We start from the raw sequence: 12,209 nt of genomic DNA on the forward strand, positions 1-12,209 counted from the left end.
AACCAACGACATGTTTTTTTCAATATTACGTTTTTCGAAAACGTTTTCATCACTTTATTTTTAATCGATATTCCATATTTTTAGATTTTTATTCAACAAATAAGCGTTTTTAATAACAAAATGATTATTGTTGCAAAATATATACGAATTAACAATTGACTTTTAAAAGTAAAACATCTAAATGAAAAAAATCAATTTTCAAATAAAACTAAAATACCATCTTTGGTTTTGGATTATTTATTTCCTTCTTAACTTTTTACGTTGGGGAGCTTATTTCAATGATTACAGCTACTCTTTAAAATCCAATTTGATTGAATTTGCACTTCATATTCCTTTAGTATATTTCAATTTGTTTATACTTGTTCCTTTGTTTGTTTTAAAGTCAAAATATTTTAAATACACCTTATCACTAATCTCAAGTTTAAGTGTGGTTTATTTATTAAAAACAGGACTAACTTACTTTATTATTTCAAAAAATATTTGGCCGGAAGCCAACCGTGATTATAAACCCTTTGAAATTAATCATATTGTTGCAGTTTGTATTGGTGAATTATATGTTTTGGCTATAGCCACATCCATTTATTTAATGCTAACTTGGTTAAAAGAAAGAGAACGTAATAAATCAATATTAGAGAATCAGAATAAAATAAAATTGAAATATTTAAAAAACCAAATTCAACCACATTTTTTCTTTAATACGTTAAATAATCTCTACGCTCTTTCATTAGAATCTTCAAATAAAGTCCCAGATGTAATTATTAAACTTTCAAAACTAATGGAATATGTGTTGTATGACATTGAAAACACAAAATATGTTCCATTAATAAACGAAATTGATTACATTCAAAATTATATCGAAATAGAAAAACTTAGATTTGAAAATGTTGAAGTTTCCATAAACTTAGAATCCAATATCGATACCATAACCGTACCGCCATTACTTTTTATTTCACTAATAGAAAATGCGTTTAAACATGGAGGATTAAACAACGAAAATCTCAAGATAAAAATTAATTTTCGGATCATTAAATCTAACCTAGAATTTGAAATAATAAATAATTTTGTAATTTCACAACCTGTAAAATCCAAAAAAGGAATTGGATTATCAAATACAAAAAAACGACTCAAACTCATTTATAAAAATGATTTCATCATAACTCAAATGATTAAATTTAATTTTTATGTTATTAAAATACAAATACCTTTAAATAATGAAGATTAAATGCGTACTAATTGATGACGAACCTTTGGCAATAAAAGTTTTGCTCAATTATTTTGAAAATTTTTCTGATTTTGAAGTATTGGCAACGTTTAATAATTCATTGGATGGATTAGAATTTATAAATTCCAATAAAGTAGATGCAGTTTTTCTTGATATAAATATGCCAATGATGACTGGATTTGAATTAATCCGATTACTTGAAAACAAAACACGAATAGTAATAACTACTGCATTTAGAGAATTTGCTGCCGAAAGTTACGACCTCGAAGTATTGGATTATTTAGTCAAACCTATTCCATTGCCTCGCTTTATAAAATGTATTCATAAAATTGAAGGAGAATTCAATTTAAAGAATAATATAAAAACAGAAAATCATCGAGCGGAGCCACATATCTTTATCAAAGTAGATAAAAAAATGGTGAAAATTAATATTGATGAAATCTTTTTTATCGAAGGGATGAAAGAATACATAAAAGTAGTTACCTCAGACAAAACATACATAACCCATAAATCATTAACTTCCCTTACCGAAGAATTACCAACTGAACGATTTATGCGCATTCATAAATCATACACTATTGCTTTAAACAAAGTAAAATCAATAGAAGGAAATCGAATCCAAATCTCCTCATATACCATTCCAATTGGGCGAAATTATAGTAAAGAAGTTAAAAACAAAATTCTAGAATAAGTTCTAGTTAATAATTCGTTTTATTATATAAATATCAAAGCAAATTCGCCATTTGTTGAAGAAATATTGTTGTTTATATAAAAATTAAAAACTTTATATCAGAAAATTTTTTTTTAAAACTCTTAACAAATATATTTACAGTCTTGCAGCATCAAAAATTAATAATTAACAATAAATAATTAAATTTTTAAATTATGAGTTCAGAAAATTCACAAACAAAGTGGGGTCAATTCATCCCCCTAGTTATCGTATTCTTCTTCTGGGGATTTGTAGCCGCAAGTAACGACATTTTAATTCCTGTTTTCAAAAAAGCATTTGATTTAACCCAAGGCGAAAGCCAATTGGTTGCTTTTGCATTTTATATTGCCTACACCGTTGGATCACTTATTTACATGGGCGTTTCATTTTTAATCAAAGAAGATTTAGTAAACAAAATTGGATATAAAAACGGATTGTCACTAGGGTTACTTATTTCAGCCTTAGGAACATTATTGTTTTATCCAGCGGCAAACACTGGATCTTTTGCATTAATGCTTGCAGGTCTTTTTATAGTTGGTTTGGGATTTTCACTACAACAAACAGTAGCAAATCCATTGGCAATCGCATTAGGTCCAATCAAAACAGGCTCACAACGTTTGACATTAGCTGGTGGTATCAACAATTTAGGTACAACAATAGGTCCACTAATTGTTAGTTTTGCTATATTTGGTTCAAGTACAAATTCAAATACAACTGCTAGTATTGAAAGTGTAAAAATCCCTTACTTAATACTAGGATTTGCCTTTTTATTGGTAGCAATTTTATTAAAATTTTCATCTTTACCTGAAAGACCAGCATTAATTGAAGAAACAGCATCACATGATGGAAGTGTAGTAAAAAATTCAGCTTTGCAATACCCTCAATTAGTTATGGGAATGATTGCAATATTTCTTTACGTTGGTGTTGAGGTATCTACTGCTAGTAATTTACCTGCTTATATGGAAAGTAAATTAGGATTCTTAACCAAAGATGTAGCGCCGTACATTTCATTATACTGGGCCAGTTTAATGATTGGTCGTTGGACAGGAGCCGTTGAAGCTTTTACAGAAAACATGAGTTTATTAAAAATTTTACGTTTTCTTGCTCCTTATTTAGCTTTTGGAGTGTTTTTAGCAGTAAATGCTATTGCCAAACATGATTTAACTCCTTTTTATATTTATGGATTAGTAATTTTGGTTTTAATTGCAGCTGACATGGCAAGTAAAGGAAATCCAGCCAGAATGCTTCTTATCTTTTCTTCTTTAGGTATTTTAGCCACTGTAATTGGTATGACAACTAGTGGTATGGTAAGTGTATATGCCCTTACTAGTGTGGGGTTATTTTGTAGTACATTATGGCCATGTATTTTCACTCTAGCAGTAAGTGGATTAGGCAAAAACACAAGCCAAGGAAGTAGTTTTTTAATTATGATGATAATGGGTGGAGGTTTCGTTAGTGTTTTTCAAGGTAAAATTGCTGAAATTATTGGAATACAAAATAGTTATATTGTAGGTGTTCTTTGCTTTGCTTATTTAGTATTTTACGCTTGGAAAGTAAGCAGCATTTTAAAATCTCAAGGAATTGATTTTGACCAAAAATTATCTGGAGGGCATTAGAAAAGTGTTCAGTATTAAGTTTTTTTTTAGTATTCAGTAAAATGGGTACAAATAAAAATCCCATTTTGCAATTAGCAGAATGGGATTTTTTTAGAATAAAATTTTGATTCTTTTGATTAAAATCAAATCGCTGAGAATAGCATATTTGATTTTTATATGAACCTAGTTCCAAATATAGAATTCTCATTCATTTTGGAATTAAACTTAAAAAGTCCCATTTCTAAATGAAATAGGACTTTTATTATTTAAATTTCTTCACTGATCATTTAAAACCTGATCACTGAATCTTCATCTTACTTATTCCCTTTTTCAAAATCAGCAACAAACTGAGCCAGACCAATATCTGTTAATGGGTGTTTTAATAAACCGTAAATTGCAGATAATGGACCTGTCATTACATCAGCACCAATTTTTGCACAGTTTACAATATGCATTGTATGACGAACAGATGCAGCAAGAATTTGAGTTTCATAACCATAGTTATCATAAATCAAACGAATCTCTTCAATAAGAGCTAAACCATCTGTAGAAACATCATCCAAACGACCAATAAATGGAGAAACATAAGTAGCACCCGCTTTGGCAGCCAATAAAGCTTGACCTGCTGAGAATACTAAAGTTACATTAGTTTTAATTCCTTTATCAGAAAAATATTTTGCAGCCATTACTCCCTCTTTGGTCATTGGTAATTTAACCACGATTTGTTCGTGTAAATCTGCCAATTCTTCCCCCTCTTTAATCATTCCGTCGTAATCCAGCGCATTTACTTCTGCACTTACATCACCTTCAACCAAATTACAGATGTCTACATAATGTTTTAAAATGTTGTTTTTACCTGTAATTCCTTCTTTAGCCATCAAAGATGGATTAGTCGTAACTCCGTCTAAAACGCCTAATGCTTGTGCTTCTTTAATTTGAGCTAAATTAGCTGTGTCAATAAAAAATTTCATAATGTATTTATATTTAATTGTGTGTTTAAAAATTTCGGTGCAAAATTACGAAATCAATATTAATAAGGATTGAAATTTCAAAAATCAATTTTAAAAAAATAAGAATAATCAAACCAATTTTATAAAGTATACCTTATACTAAAGTTTATAATGATTCATTAGCATTTTTTCATATACTTTATCTGGAAGAATCCTTTTTAATACAATAGAAAATTTTTGCATAAAAGCACCTACTTTATAATGAATCTTAGGGTTTGGATTTTGAATAATTGAATAAACCGCTTCCGCCATTTCATTTGGATTACTACCACTATCTACATGTTCATCCATAGCTTTAAGTGTATTACCATAAGCCAACTCATAATCTGAATTTTTTAAAACTGGAGCATGATAACGTCCTGCTGCAATATTGGTAGCAAAATCACCCGGCGCAATATTGGTGATTTGAATTCCAATTGATTTCACTTCCATACGCAAGGCTTCTGTAATTAATTCCAAAGCGCCTTTTGAGGCTGAATAAATACTGCGGTAAGGCAATCCCATATAACCGGCAATCGAAGTAATATTGATAATCAATCCAGATTTTTGAGCCCTCATTTGAGGTAAAACCGCTTTCATTACTTCAATTGGACCAAAAAAATTCGTTTCAAAATTATTTCTAATTTCATTCATTGGAATTTCTTCCAAGGGACCAGTGATTCCAACACCAGCATTATTAATTACTACATCCAGCCTTCCGGACTTAGCTATAACTTCGGCAACAGCCAAATGTATTGAATCAGCATTTCTAACATCTAAAGCAATTAAAGGAAAAATCGAATGAAGAATTCGTTCTGGATTTCTACTGGTACCATATACCACAAATCCTTTGTGATGCAAAAATTCACCAATTGACTTTCCTATTCCTGAAGATCCTCCTGTAATTAAAACTACTTTACTCATTGTTTAACTTTAAGAATTATATAAATTGTAAACATTTACACTTCAAATCTAATTCATTTAAATCAGAAACGACCTAAAATAAAAAAATCCTCCCGAAGGAAGACTACTTTTTGTAATTTTATAAAAAATGGCAAGCGACCTACATCGCACCGCTCAACCACGTACCCTTGCTATGTTCCCATCCTGGGGGAGTCTGCAGGAGCTGGTCGTGTAGGACTTGCCGGTGCAAATATACAATCTTTTTATATTTTTGCAAGTGCTTTGTACCTTAAAATTATCGTTGTATATTGGCTTTTTAAAATATTAAAACTATGAAATATTATAACTTCCTATTTATCATTTTATTAGGAATCACTTTGATTAATTGTGGAGATACAAAAAATGTTGAAAATTCCATTTTTACTTTTGATAATTCCAGTTTCAAACCACAATTCCTGTCTGATGACGCACTTTCTTTGAGTATTTTAAACCCAAGTAACAAAGAAATAGACAGCATAATCTATTTTGTTAATGATAAAAAAGTTGGCGCTAAAAATGGAAAAACAAAATTAAACTTCGCCTTAAAAGACCAAAAATTAGGGTATCAATACTTAAAAGCAATAGTTTATTTTGAAGGTAAAAATTCTGAAGCCACAGAAAGAGTCGAACTGGTTTCGAATGTAGTGCCCAAATTATTAAAATTTAAAATAATAAATACTTTTCCGCATGACACAGCTTCGTTTACGGAAGGATTCGAATTCCATAATGACACATTATGCGAAAGTACTGGTCAATACGGTAAATCCTATTTTAGAAAATACGATTACAAAACAGGAAAGATATTCAAACAAATAAATTTGGATGCCAAATATTTTGGAGAAGGAATCACCTTTGTAAATGGCAAATTATTTCTACTCACTTATAAAGAGAAAACAGGTTTTGTCTATGATGCCAAAACATTGAAACTTGAAAAAACCTTTACATACGACAAAGATATCGAAGGCTGGGGAATGACTAATGATGGTACATACATTTATCAGACAGATGGAACTGAAAAAATCTGGAAAATGGATCCAAAAAACCAAAAAATGATAGAATACATCAATGTTTATTCTGGCAGTTCTAAAATTAAATCCATAAATGAATTAGAATTAATAAATGGAAAGATATATACCAATGTTTGGCAAAAAGATGCTATTGCTGTCGTAAATCCTTTATCGGGTGCTGTAGAAGGAATTTTAGATATGTCAGCCTTAAAAAAATTAGTAAAAAACGCAAATGCTGATGTTCTGAACGGTATTGCCTACAATCCAAAAACAAAAACCATTTTTGTAACTGGAAAAAATTGGGATAAAATGTTTGAAATAACAGTTTCGGAATAAATTCATGACAACCTTAATTATAAATATCAAAGAACTTCTTCAAATACGAGAAAGTTCAATTTTAAAAGTTTCAGGTGCTGAAATGGCTATTTTACCTACAATCAAAAATGCTTTTTTACTTATAAAAGACGATTTGATTATTGATTTTGGGTATATGGATAATATACCTCTTTTTACCGTTGATAAGACTATCGATGCAACTGGGAAAACAGTACTACCAACTTGGTGCGATAGTCATACACATATTGTGTACGCAGGCAATCGCGATCAAGAATTTGTAGATCGAATTAACGGAATGACCTACGAAGAAATCGCCAATCGAGGTGGCGGAATCTTAAATTCAGCAAAAAAACTGAATGAAACCTCTGAAGAAGAAATCTACAATCAATCGAAAGTACGTCTCGAAGAAGTTATGGGTTTGGGAACAGGAGCCGTCGAAATCAAATCGGGTTATGGACTTACTGTTGAAGGAGAACTCAAAATGCTTCGTGTAATTCAACAATTATCTAAGAACTACCCTATAACCATAAAAGCGACTTTTCTGGGTGCACATGCCTTCCCTGCTCTTTTTAAAGAAAACAGAAAAGGATATATAGATTGCATTATACATGAAATGCTGCCAGAAATTGCAGAAAATAAATTAGCTGATTTCATTGACGTTTTTTGCGAAACAGGTTATTTTTCTGTTGAAGAAACAGAACAAATAATGAAGGCAGGGATTCAATTAGGTTTAAAACCAAAAATACATGTTAACCAATTCAACTCTATTGGTGGAATTCAAGCTGGAGTAAAATACAATGCACTATCTGTAGATCATATTGAAATCATGAAGCCCGAAGATATTGAAGCTTTAAAAAATAGCGAGACAATGCCTGTAGCTTTGCCTTCCTGTTCTTATTTTTTAAGTATTCCTTACACACCTGCACGTGATATAATTGCTGCTGGACTTCCTTTGGCTCTTGCAACCGATTATAACCCTGGCTCTACTCCTTCTGGAAATATGAATTTTGTAATTGCCACAGCTTGTATCAAAATGAAAATGACTCCTGAGGAAGCTATAAATGCAGCTACCATAAATGGCGCTTATGCTATGGGGATTTCAAAAACACATGGAAGTATCACTTTAGGAAAAAAAGCAAATTTAATCATTACTAAAGAAATCCCATCCTATTATCAATTGCCTTATGCATTTGGAAGTAATTTAATTGATACTGTAATTCTGGATGGTGAAACATATAATTCAAAAGAGACTTAAACAGATTCCATACTTAAAATCTACTTTACCTGGATTATTAAACTTCATAACGAATTCAAAATCAAATTATTAATTTAATCATTTTGATTCAGGGACAAAAAAAAGAGCGACATTCAAAATTGAATATCGCTCTTTTTTTTATAGTATAAAATATTATCTCAATGAGAAATTAGTTGAAGAAACCAATTGATCTTTATCAAAAACATTTACAGTATACATTCCTTTTGCAAAGTCTTTACCCGCTAAATCTTGAGAAACTTGAACAGTTTTATTTTCATATTTCACACTAGAAATAAAGCTATATGATAACATTTTTTCTCCAAAAGATATTGTTTTAGCCTCACCCAAAACATTGTTTTTACTGTCAATTACTTGAACATAATAATCTTTATCTCCTGATTTTGCAATAGAATTTTCAGCAATAGTAAAACTAATTTTAAGAACATTAGCTCTACTAGCTTTATCAGTTGCAATTTCTTTACCTGAACTTTTTAATTTATAAGCAGCAGTTTGTAAATTTAACACCGATAATCTAGATCCTTTTTCAACTGTTTTAGATAAATCTTCATTTTGACCTACTAAAACTTCATTAAATTTTTGAGCTTGACCCAAAACCACTACAGTGCTATCACGAGAAATTGTTAAACTTGTATTTTGTTTTTTCAATCCTTCATTTTCTTTCATCAATACTTTCAAATTACCTTGAAGCGTTTGTACTTGATTTTTATATTTTGATAAATCCCCATTTGATTGTTTCAAATCATCCATCAATTTTACCACTTTGTCTCTTTCTTGTATTAATTCTTCAGACATTGAAGTATTTTCAGCTATTGCAGCATCATAAGTTGCTTTTAGATCTTGCAAATCTTTCATAACTGATTCTTTTTCAGTACTTACTTTTGTAATTTCTGTATTAACCGTTTCAACTTCTGAGGACATTTTAAAAATATACACTAAACTTCCTACTAATAAAATAGCTAAAACTGCGATAACGGCTTTTAGACTTGAATTGTTTTTTTGATTTTCCATTTTAAAATATAATTGTTTTTACAAATTTAATAATATATATAACGCAACTTAATACATTTATATTATTTTTGGGAAATATATTTTTATGGAAAAACTTATCACATTCAGTATTAACGATCTAGCCAAAATCACAAACCATCGAAATGGTGAAATCAAATTTGGCGAAAAAATGCTTACAATACCTAAAGGCATTGATCCGATTGATTTTATTAAATCAAGTGAAGCAAAGTTTGTTTTATTTGGCATTCCAGAAGACATTGGAGTTAGAGCTAATTATGGTAGACCAGGAGCTGCATCCGCATGGGAAAGCGCCATAAAAAGTATCGCTAATATACAACACAATCGTTTTTCAAAAGGCAATCAAATTATTGTATTAGGACAGCTCAATGTAAAACAAGAAATGAAAGAAGTTGAAGAACTTGATTTTAACGATATTGATGATCGATCAAAATTGAGCCAATTAGTTGAGAGAATTGACAAAGAAGTTTCTCATATAATATGCAAAATCATTCAATCTGGCAAAATACCAATAGTTATAGGTGGTGGACATAATAATTCCTACGGAAATATTAAAGGAGCTGCTTTAGCCAAAGGAAAATCCATTAATGCCATTAATTTTGATGCACATTCTGATTTTAGAATTTTAGAAGGTAGGCATAGTGGAAACGGTTTTTCATATGCTTACGAAGAAGGCTTTCTGAAAAAATATTTCATTTTTGGTTTACACGAAAATTACACTTCTAAAAGCGTATTGGATATAATAAAAAAAATAGAAGACCGGGTTCGTTACAACACCTATGACAGTGTAAATATTAGAAAAGAAAAAGATTTTCATCAGGAAATGGTTAATGCTCTCGATTTTATAAAAAATGATCCTTTTGGCATTGAAATTGATTTGGATGCAATACCAAATATTGCCAGTAGTGCTATGACGTTAAGTGGTTTTTCGATAGAAGAACTTCGACAATTTGTTTCTTTTTTTGCAAAAAATAAAAACGTTGCCTATTTGCATATTTGCGAAGGAGCACCAGATTTAGGAGAAGAAAAAAACAATCATTTAATTGGTAAACTTATTGGGTATTTAGTCACAGATTTCATGAAATCACAAAAAACAATTATAGAATAAATCTTACCTATTGAACCGGATTACTAATCAACAAAATAATAACACTATCTTTGTAACCTTATCTATGTAATTAATACAAGATATTTAATATATAAAATATGTTATTCGAAGATCTATCACTTTCCAAAAGTATACAAAAAGCCGTATTTGAAGAAGGCTATACCAATGCAACTCCCATACAAGAAAAAGCCATACCGTTAGTTTTGGCCGGCAAAGATTTAATCGGTTGTGCACAAACTGGAACTGGAAAAACTGCTGCATTTGCTATTCCCATAATACATCAATTGCATCGAATTGTAGGTTCGTCAAAAAAATCAAAAGTAATACGTGCTCTAATTGTAACTCCAACAAGAGAATTAGCGGTACAAATTGGACAAAGTTTTGATATCTATGGAAAATATACCAACTTAACACAATTAACGCTTTTTGGAGGTGTTTCTCAAAACCCACAAGTAGATGCATTAAAAAACGGAGTTGATATCCTAATTGCAACCCCTGGAAGACTATTAGACTTGCACAAACAAGGTTTTATTGATTTAGACCATCTTCATACTTTGGTTCTTGATGAAGCGGATCAAATGCTAGATATGGGTTTTGTTAATGATGTAAAAAAAATCGTAAAGCTTACACCAAAAAATAGGCAAACTCTCTTCTTTTCGGCAACAATGCCAATGGCTATTCGCGAATTAGCAGAAATGTTTCTTACCGATCCTGAAACTGTAACCGTATCTCCAGTTTCATCAACTGCTGAAAATGTAGAACAAAGAGTCTATTTTGTTGAAAAAACTGAGAAAAGAAACTTACTTTATCATTTAATTAAAAATGAGAATTTATCGGATGTTTTAGTTTTTTCAAGAACTAAACATGGTGCCGACAACGTGGTAAAAGCATTGAGAAAAAACAATATTGCTGCAGAAGCAATTCATGGTGATAAATCTCAAAATGCAAGGCAACGCGTTCTTGATGCTTTCAAAAACAAAGAAGTTGGTGTACTTGTAGCAACAGATATTGCTGCCCGTGGAATTGATATTGATCAACTACCATTTGTCATTAATTTTGACTTGCCAAATATTCCAGAAACATATGTACATCGCATTGGAAGAACTGGGCGTGCAGGTAATGGTGGAATCGCTATTTCTTTTTGCAGTAAAGACGAGCATGGGTATTGGAAAGATATTCAAAAATTAATAAAAGTAGACGTTAAAACAATTAATGAGCATCCATATCCATGGCATTCGGGAAGTCCATCAAGTGAAAATACTGCTCCAAAAAACTCAAATCGAAGCGGCGGAGCTCACAAATCTAGAAAATCTGAAGCTTCAAAACAGAACAAAAAACGTTGGTATTAAACCAACATAAATTGCACCATAAATTATAAAAAAGCACTTCATAACAACACGTTAAAAAGTGCTTTTTTTTAATGTTAAAATATTATTTATCAACTATTTACAAGTTTAATATAACTACTTTTGATATAGTAAAATAATAACTTTAATAAATCAAATTTATGGAAACTTTAGTAAAAAGAGACGGAATGTTTCCGTCCATTATTAGTCAGTTTGCAAACCCACTTTTTGAAGATTTTTTTACAAGAGATATCTCTGATTGGGCTGACAGAAGTATTTCGGCAATTGGAGTTAATTTACCATCTGTTAACTTAAAAGAAACAGATACAAAACTTGAAATTGAACTAGCTGCGCCTGGTTTAAAAAAAGAGGACTTTAAAATTGAAGTTGAAAACAATATGCTTAGTATTTCTGCTGAGAAAGAAGAAAAAAAAGAAATAACTAATAAAAAAGATGATTATGTTCGAAAAGAGTTTAATTATAAATCTTTTTACAGATCCTTTAATCTTCCAGATTATGCAGATGAAAACAAAATAGAAGCTACATACAAAGATGGAATTCTAGATGTTATCATTGCTAAAAAACCTGAAGATAGAAAAAAATCATCAAAATCTATTTCAATTAAATAAATATAATATTGAAAAAAAAAAGCG

11 protein-coding genes and 1 other RNA gene are annotated in these 12,209 nt (G+C 30.4%); 8 read left to right on the forward strand and 4 right to left on the reverse strand.

Annotation, left to right across the window (positions count from 1 at the left end; all coding sequences use genetic code 11):
• The first annotated feature begins 181 nt into the window (after nucleotides 1-181).
• From OYT91_RS05415 to OYT91_RS05425, 3 genes are all read left to right on the forward strand, one after another.
• Complete coding sequence (locus tag OYT91_RS05415; RefSeq protein WP_281239819.1) at nucleotides 182-1,222, forward strand: sensor histidine kinase; 1,041 nt, start codon at nucleotides 182-184, stop codon at nucleotides 1,220-1,222.
• A complete protein-coding gene (locus OYT91_RS05420; protein WP_269222702.1) occupies nucleotides 1,212-1,913 on the forward strand; it encodes a LytR/AlgR family response regulator transcription factor in 702 nt (233 codons plus the stop codon). The genes OYT91_RS05415 and OYT91_RS05420 overlap by 11 nt, the downstream gene beginning before the upstream one ends.
• Before the next feature lie 194 nt (nucleotides 1,914-2,107).
• Nucleotides 2,108-3,547 (forward strand): MFS transporter, encoded by a 1,440-nt coding sequence (locus OYT91_RS05425; RefSeq protein WP_269222701.1) that lies wholly within the window; start codon nucleotides 2,108-2,110, stop codon nucleotides 3,545-3,547.
• Nucleotides 3,548-3,840: 293 nt separating this feature from the next.
• On the opposite strand, the gene fsa is transcribed toward OYT91_RS05425, so the two are convergent.
• The 3 genes from fsa to ffs form a co-directional block, all read right to left on the reverse strand.
• Nucleotides 3,841-4,497 (reverse strand): fructose-6-phosphate aldolase, encoded by a 657-nt coding sequence (gene fsa, locus OYT91_RS05430; protein WP_264564496.1) that lies wholly within the window; start codon nucleotides 4,495-4,497, stop codon nucleotides 3,841-3,843.
• A 138-nt stretch (nucleotides 4,498-4,635) separates the two neighbouring features.
• The gene (locus tag OYT91_RS05435; protein ID WP_281239820.1) at nucleotides 4,636-5,439 is read right to left on the reverse strand and encodes an SDR family oxidoreductase; all 804 of its coding nucleotides are present in this window, start codon (nucleotides 5,437-5,439) and stop codon (nucleotides 4,636-4,638) included.
• 125 nt (nucleotides 5,440-5,564) lie between these two features.
• Nucleotides 5,565-5,662: signal recognition particle sRNA small type (gene ffs / locus OYT91_RS05440), an RNA gene on the reverse strand.
• An 88-nt stretch (nucleotides 5,663-5,750) separates the two neighbouring features.
• Here ffs and OYT91_RS05445 point away from each other — a divergent pair.
• A complete protein-coding gene (locus OYT91_RS05445) occupies nucleotides 5,751-6,800 on the forward strand; it encodes a glutaminyl-peptide cyclotransferase (protein ID WP_281239821.1) in 1,050 nt (349 codons plus the stop codon).
• 4 nt (nucleotides 6,801-6,804) lie between these two features.
• Complete coding sequence (hutI, locus tag OYT91_RS05450) at nucleotides 6,805-8,055, forward strand: imidazolonepropionase (protein ID WP_281239822.1); 1,251 nt, start codon at nucleotides 6,805-6,807, stop codon at nucleotides 8,053-8,055.
• Between the two features lie 153 nt (nucleotides 8,056-8,208).
• On the opposite strand, the gene OYT91_RS05455 is transcribed toward hutI, so the two are convergent.
• Nucleotides 8,209-9,084, reverse strand: coding sequence for a DUF8428 domain-containing protein (locus OYT91_RS05455; RefSeq protein WP_269222697.1), 876 nt, complete (start codon nucleotides 9,082-9,084; stop codon nucleotides 8,209-8,211).
• A gap of 85 nt (nucleotides 9,085-9,169) precedes the next feature.
• Between OYT91_RS05455 and OYT91_RS05460 the strand changes: the two genes are divergently transcribed.
• The 3 genes from OYT91_RS05460 (at nucleotide 9,170) to OYT91_RS05470 (ending at nucleotide 12,185) form a co-directional block, all read left to right on the forward strand.
• Nucleotides 9,170-10,210, forward strand: coding sequence for a formimidoylglutamase (locus OYT91_RS05460; RefSeq protein ID WP_281239823.1), 1,041 nt, complete (start codon nucleotides 9,170-9,172; stop codon nucleotides 10,208-10,210).
• Between the two features lie 98 nt (nucleotides 10,211-10,308).
• Nucleotides 10,309-11,559: a DEAD/DEAH box helicase gene (locus OYT91_RS05465; protein ID WP_281239824.1), complete on the forward strand. Its 1,251-nt coding sequence runs from the start codon at nucleotides 10,309-10,311 to the stop codon at nucleotides 11,557-11,559.
• Between the two features lie 158 nt (nucleotides 11,560-11,717).
• A complete protein-coding gene (locus tag OYT91_RS05470; RefSeq protein ID WP_281239825.1) occupies nucleotides 11,718-12,185 on the forward strand; it encodes an Hsp20/alpha crystallin family protein in 468 nt (155 codons plus the stop codon).
• The last annotated feature ends 24 nt before the right edge of the window (nucleotides 12,186-12,209 follow it).

This window comes from Flavobacterium praedii (assembly GCF_026810365.1).
GTDB lineage: Bacteria > Bacteroidota > Bacteroidia > Flavobacteriales > Flavobacteriaceae > Flavobacterium > Flavobacterium praedii.

Bases quoted from the DNA above. Each gene is read 5' to 3' on its own strand.
- OYT91_RS05425 (WP_269222701.1), top strand. From the start codon at position 2,108: ATGAGTTCAGAAAATTCACAAACAAAGTGGGGTCAATTCATCCCCCTA.
- fsa (WP_264564496.1), bottom strand. From the start codon at position 4,497: ATGAAATTTTTTATTGACACAGCTAATTTAGCTCAAATTAAAGAAGCA.
- OYT91_RS05455 (WP_269222697.1), bottom strand. From the start codon at position 9,084: ATGGAAAATCAAAAAAACAATTCAAGTCTAAAAGCCGTTATCGCAGTT.
- OYT91_RS05415 (WP_281239819.1), top strand. From the start codon at position 182: ATGAAAAAAATCAATTTTCAAATAAAACTAAAATACCATCTTTGGTTT.
- hutI (WP_281239822.1), top strand. From the start codon at position 6,805: ATGACAACCTTAATTATAAATATCAAAGAACTTCTTCAAATACGAGAA.
- OYT91_RS05470 (WP_281239825.1), top strand. From the start codon at position 11,718: ATGGAAACTTTAGTAAAAAGAGACGGAATGTTTCCGTCCATTATTAGT.
- OYT91_RS05435 (WP_281239820.1), bottom strand. From the start codon at position 5,439: ATGAGTAAAGTAGTTTTAATTACAGGAGGATCTTCAGGAATAGGAAAG.
- OYT91_RS05460 (WP_281239823.1), top strand. From the start codon at position 9,170: ATGGAAAAACTTATCACATTCAGTATTAACGATCTAGCCAAAATCACA.
- OYT91_RS05445 (WP_281239821.1), top strand. From the start codon at position 5,751: ATGAAATATTATAACTTCCTATTTATCATTTTATTAGGAATCACTTTG.
- OYT91_RS05420 (WP_269222702.1), top strand. From the start codon at position 1,212: ATGAAGATTAAATGCGTACTAATTGATGACGAACCTTTGGCAATAAAA.
- OYT91_RS05465 (WP_281239824.1), top strand. From the start codon at position 10,309: ATGTTATTCGAAGATCTATCACTTTCCAAAAGTATACAAAAAGCCGTA.